Below are 18,135 nucleotides of genomic sequence, written 5' to 3' on the forward strand. Positions count from 1 at the left end.
GCCGTGGGCCAAACCAGTGGGGAAGACACGTACTCCCGTGACCACGGGGGGAGTTGGGGGAAGAAGTGCGCGAGACAGTGCACCGACATCTGGGCAAGGCGGTGGCCGGTGCCGCCATAGCGGTGGCGGCGACCGCCGTGATGATCGGGATCACCCTGCCGGGCACGGCGGGAGCCGAGGGGACGGGAGGCGGCGCGGCCGGCGGCCGGCCCACAGGGCAGACCGCGTCCGAGCAGGCCGCGTCCGGGCAGACCGCCTCCGGGCAGGACGGGGCGGTCGCGCCGGGCGTGGTCGAGCAGGCGCCCGCGGAGGGCGCGCGGGGCAGGGGAACCGACCCGCTCACCGACGACGAGATCGCCCGGGTCGAACGGATCGCCCTGGACCGGCAGGGCCTCGGCGCCGCGCAGGACGTCGAGGGCGAGCGCGGCCCGCAGCGCCTCACCGTCGACCTCGCCGAGCCGGACGCCGGCGAGGTGGACGACCCGGCCGCGCCGCGCCGCGCGGACGTGACGTACTACGACTACCGGGACGACACCCTCGTCACCAGGACCGTCGACCTGGACGCCGGGAAGGTGGTGCGCACCGGCGTCCAGCACGGCGTCCAGCCGCCGCTGAGCCGTGCCGAGAACGCCGAGGCGGCCCGGCTGCTGATCGCCGATGCGCTGGGCGCGGGCCTGCGCGCCGACTACCGCGACGCCACCGGCCGTGACCTCACCTCCCCGGACCAGTTGCTGCTCAACGGCGCGGTCTACCGTGCCGCGCCGGGCGCCCAGCCCGCGGCCCTGGACCGGTGCGGCGAGCACCGCTGCGTACGGCTGTTTCCGAAGGTCGTCAACGGGCCCTGGATCGACACCCGTTACCTGGTGGTCGACCTGAGCGCGCGCAAGGTCGCCGCGCTCGACCGCGGCTGAGCCGCGGCCGCCCGCCGCTTCGGACGCTTCCGTGAATCCCGGTACCTCCTGAATCCCGGTACCTCCCGCACCTTCCTGCAAGGGAGTCATTCCTTCATGCGTGTGAACAGAATCAGCCGTGCCCGCACCCGGGCGGCCGTCGGCCTGTCCGTGGCCGCGCTGGCGGCCGGTGCCACCACCGGCACGGGCCCGGCCGTCGCCCAGCCGCGCACCGCCGCGCCGGCCGCCGCCGAGTGCAGCGCCGCCTACCGCATCGAGCAGAAACTCGCCGGCGGCACCACCTGGCGGATGTGCTGGCGCTACGACAGCAAGGCCGGGCTGGTCCTCGACGACGTCTCCTACCAGCCCAAGGGCGAGGCCAAGCCGATCAAGGTGCTGAACAGCGCCCGTCTGGGACAGATCCACGTCCCCTACGACGACGGCAGCGTCGAGTACGACGACCTGACGGGCTTCGGCTTCGCGCAGGGCCTGATGAACCTGGCGCCGGGCGAATGCCCCGGCGGCACCATCAAGACCGTCAAGGTGCCGGACGCCTGGGACCCGCAGCACCCGAACGTCAAGGGCCTGTGCACCACCACCCGCACCCGCGGCCACGCCTACCGGATGCAGGGCGACAGCGCGACCAAGGTCTACCAGGCCCAGGGCAAGGACCTGCTGGTCTACACGGTCAACCAGGTCGGCTGGTACGAGTACATCTCCGAGTGGCGCTTCCAGGACGACGGCACGATCACCATGAACGTCGGCGCGACCGGCAGCCTCTCCTACGAGGACTACGACGCGGGCGACGGCCGCGGCTGGCCGATCGGCAAGGGCGCCAAGGCCTACGCCACCAGCCACAGCCACAACGTCTTCTGGCGGCTGGACTTCGGCCTCGACGGCTCGTCCAAGACGAAGGTCGAGCAGTACGACTCGACCGTCACCGCTCCGGCCCGCGGCCAGGAGGCCCCGACCGCGAAGACGACCCGCACCAAGGTCACCAAGGAACTCGCCGGGGACAACAAGACCTACCGCTGGTGGCGGGTGGTCAGCGCCACCGGCAAGAACAAGGACGGGCACGCCCGTTCGTACGAGATCGTCCCCGGGGCCACGACCAAGTATCCCGGGCGCAGCTACACCCGGCACGACGTGTACTTCACCCAGTACAACAAGTGCGAGCAGTTCGCCAGCAACAACACCGGCAACTGCCCGGCCGGAGCGGGCAAGTCCGTCGACAAGTGGGTCAACGGTCAGACCCTCACCCACCCCGTGGTCTGGATGAACGTGGGCTTCCACCACATAGCGCGGGACGAGGACCAGCAGCCGATGCCCGTCCACTGGCAGGGGTTCTCCATCGCGCCCAGGGACGTCACCGCCATGAATCCGCTCACCCCCGACCAGCTCTCCTGGCAGAACGGACACTGGCAGCCTCGCAGTTGAGCAACGACCCTGTCCATCCGGCTGCACCGCCGACCGCTCCCGGAGTACCCTTCCTTGATCGTTGGGACGGGGATGCCCGGGGGAGCGGAAGGCGGTGCACGGGTGGGCTCGGGAGGGCTGGAGCTACCCCCTGGTGACGAGAGTCACGAGGGGAACTCCGCAGACGTCCCGCCCGGCGCGGTGTCCCTGGCCCGGCCGATGGACGCGGCGGGCTCCATCGGGCCGGAGCTGGACTGGGACACCGACGCCTGGCTGGAGGTGCGTACCCGGGCCCAGCGGGCCGGCCGGGCCTATATCTGGCTGAACCTGGTCGAACAGCGGCTGCGCGCGGTCGTGGCCGCCGTCCTGCGGCCCGTTTACGAACCGGTCCACGGCGACGACTGGGTGGTCGCGGCGGCCGGACCCGCCGGGCAGGAGTGGGTGCAGCGCGCGGTCGCCGTGCGCGAGGTCAGCCGCCGCAAGGGTTACTTGCTCGACCCGGCCGACGACAACGTGCTCAGCTTCCTCACCCTGCCGCAGCTGCGCGAGCTGATGGTGCAGCACTGGCCGTGCTTCGAGCCCTACTTCGACGAGCGCCGGGACGTCGAACTCGCCCTGGACGAGCTGGAGGTCACCCGCAACGTTGTCTCCCGCAACCGCGCGCTGTCCGAGGCCGTCCTGGGCCAGGCCGAACGGGCCTCCGCCCGGCTGCTGGAGATGCTCGGCACGGGCGGTGACATGCCCTCGGCGCGACGGCTGCCCGTCGACGCGGTGGAGGACCTCGTCGGCGACCGGTACGCGGACGTGGTCGCCGTGCACCCCGACCGGGTGCGGCTGCTGCGCCAGTTCCCCGCCGAGGACATCTTCGGCGGCGCGCGCCGCGTGGACGCCATCGGGATCGGCCTCAATCTGCTCGTGCAGAACTTCTCCGGGCGGCGCCTGGTGCGGATGGCCGAGTCCGGCGGCCGGGTCCGGCTGCTCTTCCTGAACCCGGCCTCCAGCGCGGTGAAGCGGCGGGAGCGCGAACTGGGGATGAAACGGGGCGAGCTGAGCCGGTCGGTGGAGATGAACATCCTGCACATGCGCCGGGTGCGCGCCCGGCTGCGCGACCCGGGCGCCTTCGAGATCCAGGTGTACGACGAGACGCCGCGCTTCACGGCGTATCTCGTGGACGGCGACGGCGCGGACGGGGTGGCCGTGGTGCAGTCCTATCTGCGCGGGGCGCGGGGGATGGAGTCGCCGGTGCTGGTGCTGCGGGGCGGCAGCCGCCTGGTCAAGCCGGACGATGTGGTGGAAGCCGGGCTCTTCCCGACCTATCGCGAGGAGTTCGAGCTGGCTTGGGCGGATTCGCGCCCCGTGTCCTGAACCGTCCCCGGGCACAAGCGGAATGCGGTCCTCGGATTGTCAGTGGCGCATGCGATCGTAAGGACCACTGGGGGAACGCACCATCAGGAAGGGGGGCCGCCCATGGGCCGGCACCGGGAGCCGCTGATCGGCTTCGACCTGGAGACGACCGGGGGAGAGCCACGCGAGCGGCGCGCCGTCACTCCCGTCGTCGCCGTCAACGCAGCCTTTGGTCCGCACGCTTCGGCAGGGCCGCGGAGCTTCCGGGCCGCGGCGGTGAGCGGGGTCCTGCGATGAGCTGGATCAGCGGACCGCTGGTCGCCTTCGACCTGGAAACCACGGGGACCGACATCGAGAGCGACCGGATCGTCACCGCCGCGGTCGTGTCCGTGGACGCGGACGGACGACCGCCCGAGCCCCGGACCTGGCTGCTCGACCCGGGGGTCAGCATCCCGCACCAGGCGTCCGCCATCCACGGCATCTCCACGGAACACGCCCGCAGACACGGCGTGTCGGCGGCTCCCGCGATCGAGGAGATCACCTCGACGGTGGCCGACGTGCTCAATTCGGGGACCCCGCTGGTGGTGATGAACGCGCGGTACGACCTCTCGCTCCTGGACCGCGAATGCCGACGCCACGGCATACAGCCGCCGGCGGCCCGGCTGCGGGCAGGCGCGTCGCCCGTCATCGACCCGCTGGTCCTGGACAAGCACGTGGACCGCTACCGCAAGGGATCGCGCAATCTCCGGGCGCTCTGCGAGCACTACGGGGTGCCGCTCGACGACGCGCACAACGCGGTCGCGGACGCGGTGGCCGCGGCGCGCGCGGCGCGATCCATGGGCGCAAGACACGCGGTCATAGGCACGCTGGCCCCGACGGAGCTGCACGACCTCCAGATCCGTGCGGCGGCCGAACAGGCGGCCTCGCTCCAGAGATATCTGCGCCGCACCTCGAACCCCGCGGCGACGGTCGAGCCCGCCTGGCCGGTCGTGCCCTACGTCCGCTGACACCCGCGTCGGCCGCGGGGGCGGGGCGGGGACCGGTCGGCAGCGGCTCAGAAGGAGTGCCAGCGCACCGTTTCGTCGCCGTCGCGCAGCGACGCGACCCGGCGGCGGAACTCGGCCAGGGCCTTGGGGTTGGCCGGGGCGTGCTGGGCGACCCAGGCACAGCTGGCCGTCTCCCGGGCCCCGCGCAGCACCGAGCAGCCCTCCCAGGCACGCACGTCCCAGCCGTACGCCTCGGTGAAGGAGTCGTAGGCCGCGGCGGGCAGGCCGTAGCGGTCGTGGGAGAGGGCCATGACCACCAGGTCGTGCTCGCGCAGGTCGGCGGAGAAGGTCTCCAGGTCGACCAGGACCGGACCGTCAGGGCCGATGTGCACATTGCGGGGGAGCGCGTCACCGTGGATGGGGCCCGGCGGCAGCTCGGGGGTCAACGCGGCGGCGGCCACCGCGAAACCGTCGCGCCGTGCGCGCAGATACGCCGCGTCCGCCGGGTCGATCGTGTCGCCCGCGAGCCGCAGCCAGCGCTCCACACCGGCCAGCAGCTCGCGCGGCGGCAGCGCGAAGGGAGTGGCGGGCAGGGCGTGCACGAGCCGCAACACCTCGGCCAGGTCCCGCGGTTCGGCAGGGCGCAGAGCCGCGGGCAGCCGGTGCCACACGGTGACCGGGTGCCCGTCCACCAGCCGGGCCTCCGGGTCGGCCGCACGCACCGCCGGAACGCCCGCCTCGGCCAGCCATCCGGCGATCCGCAGCTCGCGCCGTGCCCGCTCCAGCAGGTCGGCGTCCCGGCCCACCTTGACCACCAGATCACCGGCGGCGAACACCGCGTTCTCGCCCAGGGCGAGAATCCGCGCGCCCCGGGCCGGCCCCGGCAGCACCCCTGCCGTGGCCAGTACGTCCCGTGCGCGTGCCTCGTCCATCGTCCGCCTCCGTGTCCGTGCCTGTGTTTGTGCCCATGGCGTCGCCCGATGGCGTCGCCCGTCGGCCAGTCTCGCATCCGTACAGGTCGTGGCCTGTGCGCGATGCCTTGACGCGGCCCGCCGCCATCACGACCATGACGGGGCCCGCGCGGGCCGCGCAGAGGGGGGAGACGCCGTGGCAGTGCCGACCGAGGCGAGAGGGCGACCGGCGGCGCGGCCCACGGGGCGGGCCGCCGGGAACGGCGCCTGGTTCCTGGTGCTGCCCGCCCTGCTCCCCATCCTGGTGCTGAGCGTGGGACCGCTGCTGTACGGCATCCTGCTGGCGTTCACCGATGCCCAGTCCGGCCGCACCGCGCCCACACAGTGGATCGGCGGGCTCAACTTCCGGGACCTGCTCCGGGACACCCTGTTCTGGGAGTCGTTCCGGATCGGCCTTATGTGGGCCGTCGCGGTGACCGTCCCGCAGTTCCTGCTCGCACTGGGCCTGGCCCTGCTGCTCGATCAGGACCTGCGGCTGCGCTGGCTCGCCCGTGCGCTGGCGATCGTCCCCTGGGCCATGCCCGAGGTCGTCGTCGGCCTGATGTGGCGGCTCGTCTACAACCCGGACGCCGGCGTCCTCAACGAGACCCTGCGCGACCTGGGCCTAGGCGACGGCCGGGACTGGCTCGGCGGGCTCGGCACCGCCCTGCCCGCGGTGGTCGTCGTCGGGGTCTGGGCCGGCCTGCCGCAGACCACGGTCGCCCTGCTCGCCGGGCTGCAGCACACCCCGCGCGAACTGCACGAGGCGGCGGCGGTGGACGGCGCGGGCGCCTGGCGCCGGTTCCGCACGGTCACCTGGCCCGCCCTCAGACCGGTCGCCCTGGCCATCACCGCCCTCAACCTCATCTGGAACTTCAACTCCTTCGCCCTGGTCTATGTGCTGACCAACGGCGGCCCCGGCGGACGCACCCGGCTGCCCATGCTGTTCGCCTACGAAGAGGCCTTCCGCTACGGGCAGTTCGGCTACGCGGCGGCGATGGGATGCGTGATGGTCGCGGTGATCTCGGTGCTCCTGGCCGTCTTCCTGGCGGGCCGGCTGAGGGGAGGCGACGAGGCGTGAGGACCCGTACCGGCGCGCGGCTCGGACAGTACGCGGCGCTGCTCGCCTATCTCGCCTTCCTCGCCCTGCCGTTTTTCTGGCTGGTCTCCACCGCGTTCAAGTCGCCGCGGGAACTGGGCAGCGCGCACCCCACCTGGATACCGCGGGATCCCACACCGGCCAACTTCCGGCAGGCCTTCGACGAGCAGCCGCTGCTGCACGCGGCACTCAACTCCCTGCTCGCCGCGCTCGGGGCCGCGGTGATCGCCGTACTGATCGGGACACCGATGGCGTACGTGGTCGCCCGCCGCCGCACGGCGCTGTCCCGCGCGGCCACGGGATGGGTGGTGGTCAGCCAGGCGTTCCCGTTCGTGCTGGTCATCATCCCGCTGTTCCTGGTGCTGAAGAGCCTGCGGCTGATCGACTCCCTGGCCGGGCTGATCCTGGTCTACGTCGTGTGGGCGCTGCCGTTCGCCCTGTGGATGCTCACCGGCTATGTGCGGGCGGTGCCGGCCGAACTGGAGGAGGCCGCGGCGGTCGACGGGGCCGGGCGGCTGCGGACCCTGGTCTCGGTGACCGCGCCGCTGCTGGCGCCGGGAATCGTGGCGACGGCGCTGTTTGCGTTCGTCACCGCGTGGAACGAGTTCTTCTTCGCGCTGGTGCTGCTGAAGACCCCGGAGAAGCAGACCCTGCCCGTCGTCCTCACCCACTTCATCGGCGCGGAGGGCGCCCTGGACCTGGGACCGCTGGCCGCCGCCGCGTCCCTCGCGACCCTGCCGTCCCTGGTGGTGTTCGCCCTCATCCAGCGACGGATCACCAGCGGCATGCTCGCAGGGGCGGTGAAGAGCTGATGCGGACCCGCACGGCGATGCTGCTCGGCGCACTCCTGCTGCTCCTCGCGGGCTGCTCCTCCGCCGGAGGGGACGGCACCGGCCCGATCCGGCTGCGGTTCCAGTCCCTGGCCTGGCAACAGGAGTCCGTGGCCGCCACCAGGGAACTGGTACAGGAGTGGAACGCCACGCATCCCGGTGTCCAGGTCGAGTACGTCCAGGGCAGCTGGGACAGCGTCCACGACCAACTGCTCACCGCCTTCGAGGGCGGCGAGGCCCCGGACATCGTCCACGACGCCTCCGACGACCTCGCGGACTTCGCCTACGGCGGCTACCTCGCCGATCTCACCGACCTGCTGTCCGACCGGCTCACGGCGGACATCCCGAAACGGAGTTGGCGGACCACCATGTTCGGGGACGGCATCTACGGCGTGCCGTTCCTCCAGGAGCCGCGGGTGCTGATCGCGAACGCGGCCTGGCTGCGGGCGTCCGGCGTGCGCATACCGACGCCCGAACGCCCGTGGAGCTGGGCCGAGTTCCGGCAGGCGACCGCACGGCTCAGCGGAGCCGGGAAGTACGGGGTGGCCTGGCCGCTCAAGGAGCCCGTCTCCGCCACGCTCAACCTGTCCCTGTCTGCGGGCGGCCGGCTCTTCCACCGGGGCGCGGACGGCCGGGTGACGGTGCGGTTCGAAGCGGGCGACGCGGTGGTGCCGCGCACCGTCCGCGACCAGGTCGCCGACCGCAGCGCGCCCGGATCGACGCTGGGCAGCGGCGGCGCCGACACGCTGCCCGGGTTCTTCGGCGGCCGGTACGCGATGGTCCCGCTGGGCTTCTCCTACCGGCAGCAGGTCGCGCAGCAGGCACCCGAGGGCTTCGAGTGGCAGGTGCTGCCCGCCCCGGCCGGCGCCGACGGGCTCACCCAGGGGGTCAGTCCGCAGACCCTGTCCATCGCCGAGGACAGCCCGCACAAGAAGGAGGCCGCCGCGTTCGTCGACTTCCTGCTGCGGCCCGGGAACATGGTGCGGCTGGCCCTCGGCGACTGGATGCTGCCCACCGGCACCAGGGCCCTGCGGGATCCGGCGCTGCACACCGCCGAGGACGGCTGGGCGGTCGGGGCCGCCCTGGCCGCCCACCTCAGCCCGGCACCCGCCCAGTCCGTGCGCGGCTACCCGGAATGGAAGGACAAGGTCGCCACCCCGGCCCTCCAGGAGTACTACAGCGGAGCCATCGACCTGGACGAACTCCGCCACCGCCTGGAGCACGACGGAAACCTCATCCTCTCCCGCTACCAACGCTGACCCGCACCACAAGGCCCCAGGCCGGCGGGCCCGTGCTCCCGCGAGCCCGGTGCCCGGGGTGACATATGTCGCGGCGCGGCGTCCGCCTCGCGGTGTTCCGTGCGCGCAGGGGCGTTTTCGTGTGCGGAGGGTCGGGCTCCTCCGGCGCCTGTCCGGCCGCGCCCGCATCCGCCGGAAAACCTCATTGCACGAGACGTATCGTCTCGCTTAGCCTCGCGGTATGACCACTCCCGCGCATATCGCCATGTTCTCCATCGCCGCCCACGGCCATGTGAACCCCAGCCTGGAGGTGATCCGCGAACTCGTCGCGCGGGGGCACCGGGTGACGTACGCGATCCCGCCGGCCTTCGCCGAGAAGGTGGCCGCGACCGGGGCCCTGCCGGTGCGCTACACCTCCGCGCTGCCCGGCCCGGACGCCGACCCCGAAGCCTGGGGGACCACCCTGCTGGACAACGTGGAGCCGTTCCTGAACGACGCGATCCAGGCACTGCCGCAGCTGATCGAGGCCTACGAGCACGACGGGCAGGGCGTACCCGACCTCGTTCTGCACGACATCGCCTCCTACCCGGCCAGGGTCCTCGCCCACCGGTGGGGCGTGCCCGCGATCTCCCTCTCGCCGAACCTGGTCGCCTGGGACGGCTACGAGGAGGAGGTCGCCGAGCCGATGTGGGCCGAGCCGCGCAAGACCGAGCGCGGCCGGGCCTACTACGCCCGCTTCGAGTCCTGGCTCGCGCAGAACGGGATCACCCAGCACCCCGATCCCTTCGCCGGCCGCCCCGCACGCTCCATCGTCCTGATCCCGAAGGCGCTCCAGCCCCATGCCGACCGGGTCGACGAGCGCGTCCACACGTTCGTCGGCGCCTGCCAGGGCGACCGCTTTGCCGAGGGCGACTGGCGGCGCCCGGCCGACGCCGAGAGGGTGGCGCTGGTGTCGCTCGGCTCGGCGTTCACCAAGCAGCCCGCGTTCTACCGGGAGTGCGTCGCCGCGTTCGGAGACCTGCCCGGCTGGCACCTGGTGCTCCAGATCGGCCGGCATGTCGACCCCGGCGACCTGGGCGTCGTACCCGCGAACGTGGAGGTGCGCACGTGGGTTCCGCAACTGGCGATCCTGAGGCAGGCCGACCTGTTCGTCACGCACGCCGGAGCGGGCGGCAGCCAGGAGGGACTGGCCACGGCCACGCCGATGATCGCCGTACCGCAGGCCGTGGACCAGTTCGGCAACGCCGACGTGCTCCAGGGGCTCGGGGTGGCCCGGCGCCTCGACACCGAGCAGGCGGACGCCGCGACCCTGCGGGCCACGGCGCTCGCCCTGGTCGACGACCCCGAGGTGGCCCGCCGGCTCAAGCACATCCAGTCCGACATGGCCCAGGAGGGCGGCACCCCACGAGCAGCCGACCTCATCGAGGCCGAACTCCCGCCCCACCGCCACTGAAGCGGCTTCGGCGGTGGGACGGGCGAGGGCCCGCCGTTCCCCGGGGGAACGGCGGGCCCTCGTGGAGGGGGGATGGGATGGGGTGGGGTCAGACTCGTACGGGTTCGCCCTCGGCACGGTGTGTCGGGGCCGGTGGCTCCGGGGACTCGTCGTGGGTGAGGTCGGGCAGCCGGTGCAGCCACTTCGGCAGGTACCAGTTCCGCTCGCCCAGCAGCGCCATCACGGCCGGCAGCAGCACACCGCGGATGACGGTCGCGTCGATGAGCACCGCCGCCGCGAGGCCCACGCCCATCTGCTTCATGGACTGCATGGACAGCGTGCCGAAGATCGCGAACACGGCGACCATGATGACCGCGGCACTGGTGACCACCCCCGCCGTGGTGACCACCCCGTGCTGGATCGCCTCCTTCGTGCTGCGCCCGCGCAGCCGTGCCTCGCGGATCCGGGAGACCACGAACACGTGGTAGTCCATGGACAGTCCGAAGAGGATCACGAAGAGGAACAGCGGCAGCCAGGTGACGATCGCGCCGACACCCTCCGCGCCCACCAGCGAGGCACCCCAGCCGTGCTGGAAGACGGCGACGAGAATGCCGTAGGCCGCGCCCACCGACAGCAGATTCAGCACGATCGACGTGATCGCGACGGTCAGCGAGCGGAACGACAGCAGCATCAGCAGGAAGGCGAAGACGACCACGAACGCGAAGACCGGGACGACGGAGCCGGCCATCTGGTCGTTGAAGTCCTTGGAGCCGGCGACCTGTCCGGTGATCGGCGCCTTGAGACCGTCGACCTTGCCGAGCGTGGCCGGCCGCACCTCGTCGCGCAGCTTCTCCAGGCTCTTGCCCGCCTTGTCCATGTCGGAGCCGCCGACCAGCGGCACGGACACCAGGGCGACGTTCTGCGCGTCGTGCAGCGTGATGTCCACCGGGCCGCGCGAGGCACCCGAGTCGACCGCCTGCTGCTTGAAGTCGGCCAGCGCCTGCTTGACCTCGGGCGCGTTGATGTCCCGTGCCCGGACGACCACCTCGGCCGGCTCGGAGCCACCCGGGAACGCCTCGTTGACCCGGTTGTACGTCTGCACGATGGGCAGCCCGTCCCCGAACTCCTGGTCCAGCGTGAGCTGCGAGGTCTTCATGCCCAGCGCGGGCGCCGCGACGGCCAGCAGCGCGCCCGCCGCGACGACGACGGACACCATGGGCCGGGCGAGCACGCCCCGCAGCACGGCGGTCCAGAACCGGCTCTCGGCGGGCACGCCCCGGTTGCGCCGGCGCAGGAACGGGATCCGCCCCTTCTCGACCCGCTCGCCCAGCAGCGACAGGAGCGCGGGCAGCACCGTCACCGACCCGACCATGGCGACCGCCACGACCATCAGCGAGGCCAGACCCATCGCCTTGAACTCGGCGATCCCGGTGAAGAGCATGCCCGCCATCGCCACGCACACCGTGACACCGGAGACGATGATCGCGCGTCCGCTGGTCGCGGCGGCGATCCTGAGGGCCGTGCCCGCATCCCGCCCGGCGTCCCGCTCCTCGCGCTCCCGGCGCAGATAGAACAGGCAGTAGTCGACACCGACCGCCAAGCCGACCAGCAGCATCACGGAGTTGGCGGTGTCGCTCATCGGCTGGAGGTGGCTGACGAGGCCCATCAGGCCCATCGTCGCCATGATCGCGGTGAGCGCGAGCGCCACCGGCAGCAGCGCGGCCACCAGCGCGCCGAAGGCGATCAGCAGGATGCCGAGGGCGACCGGCACGGCGGAGTACTCGGCCTGCTTGAAGTCGGACCCGAAGGCGTCCTCGTACTGCTTGTTCATGCTGGCGCCGCCGATCTCCTCGATCCGCAGCGACCCGTGGTCCTTCTGCACGCCCTCGACGGCCTTCAGCACCGGCTCGACCCGGTCGGCGGCGGTCTTTGCGTCGCCGCGCATGTCGAACTGCACCAGCGCGCTGCGGCCGTCCTTCGAGATCGTCTCCGTGTCGTACGGGGACGTCACGTCGGTGACCTTGCCGGTGGCCCCGACCGCCTCGACGACATCGGCGACGGCTGCCTTGAACGCGGGGTCGGTGGCCTTGACCGAGCCGTCCCGGGCCTGGATCAGCACGGTCTCACCGGCCGGTTCCTTGATCCCCGCGTCATCGATGATCTGCGCCGCGGTGTGCGTCTCGCCCCCCATCTGATCGCTCGCGTCGACATCGACCCGTCCCGCGGCCGAACCGAGCCCCGTGGCCAGGACGACGAACAGCACCCAGATGCCGACGGCAGCCCATCGGTGGCGTGCGCTCCAGCCGCCGGCCCGGGCGGCCAGGCCCCGCACCCGCGAATCTCCGTTCCCCATGACGGGCTTGCCCCCTCGTGTGCGGTGACGGCCCCGGCCGCCACACGTTCGCTACGTCTCGCTTCGAAGGTAGGAGCCGGATAAGCGCGTCTCGTCGTGCTGCCCGGTGAACCGCGGCCGGCCCGGCTCATTCCGTGGGACCCCGGGGGCTCATCGCCCAGGAGTACGGTTGTCCCCTACACCTATCCGGGGCCGCGGAGAGCGGGATCAGGGTCGCCGAACGCGCCGCGTCGGCTCCGGGCGACGAGCCCGCTTCGGGATGGCGCAGGCGTGTCGAACATGTCACAGGCGCGTGGAGAGGTTGCCGCCTCCCGTGCGACCGGCGAGAGTCCGGCCCAGCCCGCGACCACGGGCACGGCCGTCGTGCCCGCCCCCACGGGGCACGACGGCCGCTCGTCGCTATCGTGTGCGGATGACGACGTACGCGGCGCTGCTGCGCGCAATCAACGTGGGCGGCAGAAAGCTCCCGATGGCCGAGCTGCGCGGGCTCCTGGAGGGCCTGGGCCATGCCGGCGTGCGCACCTATCTGCAGAGCGGCCAGGCCGTCTTCGCCGCGGACCACGGCGACGAGGAGTCCCTGGCCGCGGAGATCGGCCGGGCATCGAGGGAGCGGTTCGGCTTCGCCGTGGACGTGATCGTGCGCGACCACGCCTATCTGAAGGCCGTCGTGGACGCCTGCCCCTTCCCGGCCGCCGACCTCGAAGGAAGGCAGCTCCACGCCACCTACTTCTCCGCCCCCGTCGACGCGGCCCGCTACGCGGACATCGACGCGGACGCCCACCGCCCCGAGGAGTTCCGGCTCGGCGACCGCGTCCTGTACCTGTACGCGCCGGACGGCCTCGGCCGCTCCAAGCTGGCGGATGCGCTGTCCCGGCCCCGCCGGACCAGGGACGTGATCGCCACCAGCCGCAACTGGAACACCGTCCTCAAACTGGTGGAGCTGACCGCCGCGGCAGAGTGACCCGGCGCGGCCCGATGCGCGGCGCCCGGGAGAGGATCGCGCACGGGCTGTCGCGTTTGTTCAAGAGGCCCGCGCCGGGTGCTCCCTAGCGTGACCGCATGACGTACGACGCTCTGTACCCGTACCTGACCGAATGCGCCGCCGAGGCGGCCCGCGTCGCGCGCGGGGTGTCCGCGGACCGGCTCGACGACCGCACGCACTGCCCCGACTGGAACGTCCGCGCCCTCGTGAACCACTGGGTTCTCTACACCTCCCACGGCCTGGAGCACCGCGCCCTGCGCAAGCCGCTGTCCGAGGAGCTGACGGCCCGTGACTTCACCGCCGATGCCGGCTGGGCCGAGGCGTACGCCGCCCAACTGGACCGCGCGGTCGCCGCCTGGGCAGACCCCTCGGTGTGGGAGGGCGAGATCGACCTCGGCCTGGCGACGATGCCGGCCGTCGAACTCGCCGGGATGATCATCAAGGAGACGGCGGTGCACGGCTGGGACGTGGCGGTCGCCACCGGCCAGGAGTTCCGCATCTCGACCGGCGCCGCCCGCCTGGTCCTTGAGGTGGTGGAGAAGCACGGCGACCTCTACCGGCAGTACGACGGCTTCGCCGCCCCGGTGCCGGTGCCCGAGAACGCGCCCGTGTTCGAGCGGGCGCTGGCATCGAGCGGCCGGGACCCACGGCAGGGGCCGCCCGGCCACCGCATTTCGAGAAGAACCGACCGCATCTGACCCCCGCATCACACCGACTACTCGCGTCCTATGGGTGCGCGGGGAACTGCGCGAAAGACCCCCACGCACCCGCACCCGACGGCCGAGGTGTCAGGGGCGTTCCAGGAGAGACCCGCGGCTGTTCTGCGCCCTATGGGGGCGCGGGGAACTGCGCGCCCAGCCGCGACGCACCCGCACCGGAGAGACGACGTCTGCGCTCTACAGGGGCGCGGGGAACTGCGCGAAAGACCCCCACGCACCCGCACCCGCCCCCAACAGCCGACGCCCCCCGGCGAATCCGGCTGACCCGGCGGAGCCATACCGTTCCAGCACCACCCGCGCCACCTCCGCCCCCGAACCCAGCACATCGGCCAGAACGTCCGCCCCGGCGTCCCGCGCGCCCCGAGCGATCCGGTCCGGCAGAAAACCGGGCGCGAGGACGTACGGCGCAACCGCCACCCGCGCGCAGCCCAGCCCGCGGAGTTCCCGCACCGCCTCCTCGGTGGGCGGGAACCCCGCGGGCGATCCGGTGGAGGCGAACGCGGGCCGCACGGCGCGCCATCCGGTGCGCCGCCACTCCCGCGCGATGGAGGCGATCACCGCGATCGCCTCCGGGTCCGTGGACCCCGCCGAGGCCAGCACGACCCCGGTCGAGGACTTGTCGGCGGCCGTCACCCCGGCCTCCCGCAGCCGCCGCTCCAGCGCCGCCAGCAGCAGCGGCGACGGCCCGAGCACGTCGGCCTGCCGGATCCGCAGCCGCGGCGGGGCGTCCCGCAGCACCGCGGGCACGTCCGCCTTCGCGTGGAAGGCGCGGGTGAGCAGCAGCGGCAGCGCCACCACGTCCCGTACGCCCTCCGCCGCCAGGGACTCCAGCACCGTGTGCACGGACGGCGCGTCGAAGTCCAGGAAGCCGGTCGCCACCCGCAGCCCCGGCCGCAGCGACCGTACCCGCCGCACCAGGGCGTGCACGGTCGCGGCATGCCGCGGATCGCGGCTGCCGTGGGCGATCACCACGAGCGCGGGGCGGACCGGTGTGCGCATGCCGTGCCTCAGCCCTTCACCAGCAGCCCGCGGCTGCGCAGCACCCACCGCTCAAGCGGGCTGAAGATCAGCAGGTCGATGGCGATGCCGACGAACAGGATGAGCAGGATGGCCTCGAACACCATGGCCATGTCGCTGGCGTTGCGGCCGTTCTCCAGCAGTTGACCGAGGCCCACGCCGAGGTCCGGGAACGACGCGATGATCTCGGCGGCCATCAGGGAGCGCCACGAGAACGCCCAGCCCTGCTTCATGCCGGCCACATAACCGGGGAGCGCGGCGGGCAGCGTGACATGCCAGGTGCCCTTGAGACCCGTCGCGCCCATCGTGCGGCCCGCGCGCAGGAACAGCGGCGGCACCTGGTCCACGCCGGACACCAGCCCGTTGGCGATGGACGGGACCGCGCCGAGCAGGATCACCGCGTACATCATCGAGTTGTTCAGGCCCAGCCAGATCACGGCCGGCGGCACCCACGCCACGGACGGCAGCGACTGGAGCCCGGACAGGATCGGACCGATGGCCGCGCGCACGAACCGCACCCGCGCCACCAGCAGTCCGAGCGGGGTGCCGATGAGCAGCGCGAAGCAGAAGCCGAGCAGACCGCGCGAGACGCTGGTCCAGATGTACTCCAGCAGCGTGCCCTGCAACCAGGCGTTCTGGATCTCGTGCCACACCGCCGCCGGGGAGGGCAGCTTGGTCGGGTCGTCGACGATGCCGAGGGAGATCAGGCCCTGCCAGACCACGAGGACCACGACGATCGCGGTGACCGGCGGTACGACCTTGTCGACGAGGGTCTTGCGCAGCGGTGTGCGGCCCGCGGTGGAGGTCTCCAGCGCGTCGAGGCCCGCCTCGATGCCGGGCAGTTCGGCGGAGTCCGCCGTCTTCGTCTCAGTGCTGGCCATGGCGGCGGATCTCCCCACGCAGTACTTCGGTGATCTCGACGGACAGTTCCGCCACGGGAGCGTCCTCGATGCGCCGCGGCTGTGGAATGCCGACCGTCCACTGCCGGGCCACCCGGCCCGGCCGGGAGGACAGCAGGACAACACGCTGGGCGAGCCGTACGGCCTCGCGCACGTTGTGCGTCACGAACAGCACGGACACGCCGGTCTCGGTCCAGATGCGGGTCAGCTCGTCGTGCAGCACGTCCCGGGTGATGGCGTCGAGCGCGGCGAACGGCTCGTCCATCAGCAGCAGTCTGCCTTCCTGGGCGAGCGCGCGGGCCAGCGCCACGCGCTGGCGCATACCGCCCGACAGTTCGTGCACGCGTTTGCCGTACGCGCCCTTCAGACGGACGAGTTCGAGCAGTTCCTCGGCCCTGGTGCGGCGCTCGGCCTTGGCGACGCCCCGGAGCTTGAGGGCGAGTTCGATGTTCTTGCCCGCGGTCAGCCACGGGAAGAGGGCGTGCTCCTGGAACATCAGGGCCGGGCGGCCGTCCGTCGTGATCGAACCCGCGGTGGGCTCGTCGAGCCCCGCCACCAGGTTCAGCAGCGTGGACTTGCCGCAGCCGGAGGCCCCCAGGAGGGTGACGAACTCGCCCGGCGCGACATCGAGGCTGATGTCGTCCAGGACGAGTTGCTGCCCGCCCGGCCCCGCGAAGGACTTCGAGACATGCTCAAGGCGTGCCGCGTGCTCGACGGCCTCGGCGGCCTTGGCGTACGTCGTGGCCATGGTCGTCACCTCCTGGGAACTCGTAGGAGCGGGTCAGCTGGTGCCGAGGCCGGCGGCGTCGACGGGGCTCTCGCCCGCGGCCTTGAGCACCTTGTTGAGGATCGTCAGGTCGTAGATGCCGGCCAGGTCGGGCTTCTCCAGCAGTCCGGCCTTGACCGCGTGCTCCGCCTCGGTGCCGAGCGTGGAGGCCAGCGGGTCGTCGGTGATCTGGATCGACTTCCACGCCGGGTCCAGCACCTCGGCCGGCAGCGCCTTGCCGGAGTCCCGCTCCAGCTGCTTGTTGGCCGCCGCCTTCGCCTCCTCCGGGTTCGCGTTGATCCACTTGTTGGTCTCGACGGACGCCTTCAGCACCGCCTCGACGGCCTTCGGGTGCTCCGTGAGGAACTTCTGCGACACGATGATGTTCGTGATCACGAACTTCTTGTCCGGCCACAGCGTGGCCTCGTCGAGCAGCACCTTGCCGCCCTCGGCGACCAGCTTCGACGCCGTCGGCTCCGGCACCCAGGCGCCGTCGATCGAGCCGGCCTTGAACGCGTCCGGGGTCACCTTGTTGTCGCTGCGGACGACCGTGACGTCGCCCTTGCCGCTCTGCGCGTCGACCTTCCAGCCCTGGTCCGCGATCCAGTTGAGGAACGCCACGTCCTGCGTGTTGCCGAGCTGAGGCGTGGCGATCCGCTTGCCCTTGACGTCCTTCAGGGAGCTGATCTTGTCCGGGTCGACCACGAGCTTCACCCCGCCCGAGGCCGAACCGCCGATGATCTTCAGGCTCTTGCCCTTGGACTTGGTGTAGCCGTTGATCGACGGAGAGGGACCGATCCAGCCGATGTCGATGGAACCGGCGTTCAGCGCCTCGATCTCGGAGGGCCCGGCGTTGAAGGTGGCGTACTGCGCCTTGGTGGCCCCCAACTCCTTCTGGAAGAAGCCCTTCTGGTTGCCGACCAGCGCGGTCGCGTGGGTCAGGTTCCCGAAGTAGCCGATCCGGACGGAGTCCAGGCCGTCGGTCTTCTCGGAGCCCGCGGCGACCTTCTGGTCGGACGAGCTGTCCTTGGACTCGGAGCCGTAACCGCAGGCGGCGAGTGCGAGCAGGGGGAGCGCGGCGGCCACGGCGAGCCCGCGGCGGAGTGCGAAGGAGCGGTTGGCAGGCACGGGAGGTGTTCCTCTCGTTGGCCCGGCGGTCACGGTCTCTCAGGGCGTGGCCGGGAGTTCGGCAGGTCTTCGGGCAGGGATGCGGG

At 72.0% G+C, this 18,135-nt stretch carries 17 protein-coding genes; 11 read left to right on the top strand and 6 right to left on the bottom strand.

The genetic code is table 11. The annotated features are described in order from the left end of the window. Window positions 1-65: 65 nt before the first annotated feature. From ACFYTE_RS07360 to ACFYTE_RS07380, 5 genes are all read left to right on the top strand, one after another. Window positions 66-911, top strand: coding sequence for a Tat pathway signal sequence domain protein (locus ACFYTE_RS07360; protein ID WP_388706101.1), 846 nt, complete (start codon window positions 66-68; stop codon window positions 909-911). Window positions 912-1,007: 96 nt separating this feature from the next. Further along, window positions 1,008-2,327: a copper amine oxidase gene (locus ACFYTE_RS07365; RefSeq protein ID WP_388706104.1), complete on the top strand. Its 1,320-nt coding sequence runs from the start codon at window positions 1,008-1,010 to the stop codon at window positions 2,325-2,327. A 72-nt stretch (window positions 2,328-2,399) separates the two neighbouring features. Beyond that, a complete protein-coding gene (locus ACFYTE_RS07370) occupies window positions 2,400-3,671 on the top strand; it encodes an SAV2148 family HEPN domain-containing protein (protein WP_388706106.1) in 1,272 nt (423 codons plus the stop codon). 102 nt (window positions 3,672-3,773) lie between these two features. Continuing rightward, window positions 3,774-3,947 carry a hypothetical protein gene (locus ACFYTE_RS07375; RefSeq protein ID WP_388706109.1) on the top strand — a complete coding sequence of 58 codons (174 nt, stop codon included), beginning with the start codon at window positions 3,774-3,776 and terminating at the stop codon, window positions 3,945-3,947. Then, a complete protein-coding gene (locus ACFYTE_RS07380; RefSeq protein WP_388706111.1) occupies window positions 3,944-4,657 on the top strand; it encodes a 3'-5' exonuclease in 714 nt (237 codons plus the stop codon). The genes ACFYTE_RS07375 and ACFYTE_RS07380 overlap by 4 nt, the downstream gene beginning before the upstream one ends. A gap of 47 nt (window positions 4,658-4,704) precedes the next feature. Here the strand turns inward: ACFYTE_RS07380 and ACFYTE_RS07385 are convergent, their stop codons facing one another. Beyond that, window positions 4,705-5,568: a phosphotransferase enzyme family protein gene (locus ACFYTE_RS07385; protein ID WP_388706114.1), complete on the bottom strand. Its 864-nt coding sequence runs from the start codon at window positions 5,566-5,568 to the stop codon at window positions 4,705-4,707. A 175-nt stretch (window positions 5,569-5,743) separates the two neighbouring features. On the opposite strand from ACFYTE_RS07385, the gene ACFYTE_RS07390 reads away from it, so the two are divergent. The 4 genes from ACFYTE_RS07390 to mgt all read left to right on the top strand — a co-directional run bounded on the left by ACFYTE_RS07390 (window position 5,744) and on the right by mgt (window position 10,206). Continuing rightward, a complete protein-coding gene (locus ACFYTE_RS07390) occupies window positions 5,744-6,667 on the top strand; it encodes a carbohydrate ABC transporter permease (protein WP_388706116.1) in 924 nt (307 codons plus the stop codon). Further along, window positions 6,664-7,497, top strand: a complete 834-nt coding sequence (locus ACFYTE_RS07395; RefSeq protein ID WP_388706118.1) for a carbohydrate ABC transporter permease — start codon at window positions 6,664-6,666, stop codon at window positions 7,495-7,497. Before ACFYTE_RS07390 ends, ACFYTE_RS07395 begins: the two co-directional genes overlap by 4 nt. Further along, window positions 7,497-8,774, top strand: a complete 1,278-nt coding sequence (locus tag ACFYTE_RS07400) for an ABC transporter substrate-binding protein (RefSeq protein WP_388706120.1) — start codon at window positions 7,497-7,499, stop codon at window positions 8,772-8,774. The genes ACFYTE_RS07395 and ACFYTE_RS07400 overlap by 1 nt, the downstream gene beginning before the upstream one ends. Window positions 8,775-8,994: 220 nt before the next feature. After that, window positions 8,995-10,206 carry a macrolide-inactivating glycosyltransferase gene (mgt, locus tag ACFYTE_RS07405; RefSeq protein WP_388706122.1) on the top strand — a complete coding sequence of 404 codons (1,212 nt, stop codon included), beginning with the start codon at window positions 8,995-8,997 and terminating at the stop codon, window positions 10,204-10,206. An 88-nt stretch (window positions 10,207-10,294) separates the two neighbouring features. On the opposite strand, the gene ACFYTE_RS07410 is transcribed toward mgt, so the two are convergent. Next, window positions 10,295-12,538 (bottom strand): MMPL family transporter, encoded by a 2,244-nt coding sequence (locus ACFYTE_RS07410; protein ID WP_388706124.1) that lies wholly within the window; start codon window positions 12,536-12,538, stop codon window positions 10,295-10,297. Window positions 12,539-12,950: 412 nt separating this feature from the next. On the opposite strand from ACFYTE_RS07410, the gene ACFYTE_RS07415 reads away from it, so the two are divergent. Together ACFYTE_RS07415 and ACFYTE_RS07420 are read left to right on the top strand one after the other, a co-directional pair. Then, the gene (locus ACFYTE_RS07415) at window positions 12,951-13,499 is read left to right on the top strand and encodes a DUF1697 domain-containing protein (RefSeq protein ID WP_388706126.1); all 549 of its coding nucleotides are present in this window, start codon (window positions 12,951-12,953) and stop codon (window positions 13,497-13,499) included. Between the two features lie 98 nt (window positions 13,500-13,597). Next, entirely contained in the window at window positions 13,598-14,218 is a 621-nt protein-coding gene (locus tag ACFYTE_RS07420) for a TIGR03086 family metal-binding protein (RefSeq protein WP_388706129.1), read from the top strand. A 198-nt stretch (window positions 14,219-14,416) separates the two neighbouring features. On the opposite strand, the gene ACFYTE_RS07425 is transcribed toward ACFYTE_RS07420, so the two are convergent. From ACFYTE_RS07425 to ACFYTE_RS07440, 4 genes are read right to left on the bottom strand one after another with little or no spacing between them, the layout of a single operon-like run. Continuing rightward, window positions 14,417-15,238, bottom strand: coding sequence for a sirohydrochlorin chelatase (locus tag ACFYTE_RS07425; protein ID WP_388706131.1), 822 nt, complete (start codon window positions 15,236-15,238; stop codon window positions 14,417-14,419). An 8-nt stretch (window positions 15,239-15,246) separates the two neighbouring features. After that, window positions 15,247-16,137 carry an ABC transporter permease gene (locus ACFYTE_RS07430; RefSeq protein WP_388706133.1) on the bottom strand — a complete coding sequence of 297 codons (891 nt, stop codon included), beginning with the start codon at window positions 16,135-16,137 and terminating at the stop codon, window positions 15,247-15,249. Next, window positions 16,124-16,903 carry an ABC transporter ATP-binding protein gene (locus ACFYTE_RS07435; protein WP_388706136.1) on the bottom strand — a complete coding sequence of 260 codons (780 nt, stop codon included), beginning with the start codon at window positions 16,901-16,903 and terminating at the stop codon, window positions 16,124-16,126. Before ACFYTE_RS07435 ends, ACFYTE_RS07430 begins: the two co-directional genes overlap by 14 nt. Before the next feature lie 33 nt (window positions 16,904-16,936). After that, entirely contained in the window at window positions 16,937-18,049 is a 1,113-nt protein-coding gene (locus ACFYTE_RS07440; RefSeq protein ID WP_388706138.1) for an aliphatic sulfonate ABC transporter substrate-binding protein, read from the bottom strand. Window positions 18,050-18,135 lie beyond the last annotated feature (86 nt).

Origin of the sequence: Streptomyces sp. NPDC004629 (genome assembly GCF_042873595.1) — a bacterium.
Classification (GTDB): domain Bacteria; phylum Actinomycetota; class Actinomycetes; order Streptomycetales; family Streptomycetaceae; genus Streptomyces.

Bases quoted from the DNA above. Each gene is read 5' to 3' on its own strand.
- ACFYTE_RS07365 (WP_388706104.1), top strand. From the start codon at position 1,008: ATGCGTGTGAACAGAATCAGCCGTGCCCGCACCCGGGCGGCCGTCGGC.
- ACFYTE_RS07370 (WP_388706106.1), top strand. From the start codon at position 2,400: ATGCCCGGGGGAGCGGAAGGCGGTGCACGGGTGGGCTCGGGAGGGCTG.
- ACFYTE_RS07375 (WP_388706109.1), top strand. From the start codon at position 3,774: ATGGGCCGGCACCGGGAGCCGCTGATCGGCTTCGACCTGGAGACGACC.
- ACFYTE_RS07380 (WP_388706111.1), top strand. From the start codon at position 3,944: ATGAGCTGGATCAGCGGACCGCTGGTCGCCTTCGACCTGGAAACCACG.
- ACFYTE_RS07385 (WP_388706114.1), bottom strand. From the start codon at position 5,568: ATGGACGAGGCACGCGCACGGGACGTACTGGCCACGGCAGGGGTGCTG.
- ACFYTE_RS07400 (WP_388706120.1), top strand. From the start codon at position 7,497: ATGCGGACCCGCACGGCGATGCTGCTCGGCGCACTCCTGCTGCTCCTC.
- mgt (WP_388706122.1), top strand. From the start codon at position 8,995: ATGACCACTCCCGCGCATATCGCCATGTTCTCCATCGCCGCCCACGGC.
- ACFYTE_RS07410 (WP_388706124.1), bottom strand. From the start codon at position 12,538: ATGGGGAACGGAGATTCGCGGGTGCGGGGCCTGGCCGCCCGGGCCGGC.
- ACFYTE_RS07415 (WP_388706126.1), top strand. From the start codon at position 12,951: ATGACGACGTACGCGGCGCTGCTGCGCGCAATCAACGTGGGCGGCAGA.
- ACFYTE_RS07420 (WP_388706129.1), top strand. From the start codon at position 13,598: ATGACGTACGACGCTCTGTACCCGTACCTGACCGAATGCGCCGCCGAG.
- ACFYTE_RS07425 (WP_388706131.1), bottom strand. From the start codon at position 15,238: ATGCGCACACCGGTCCGCCCCGCGCTCGTGGTGATCGCCCACGGCAGC.
- ACFYTE_RS07430 (WP_388706133.1), bottom strand. From the start codon at position 16,137: ATGGCCAGCACTGAGACGAAGACGGCGGACTCCGCCGAACTGCCCGGC.
- ACFYTE_RS07435 (WP_388706136.1), bottom strand. From the start codon at position 16,903: ATGGCCACGACGTACGCCAAGGCCGCCGAGGCCGTCGAGCACGCGGCA.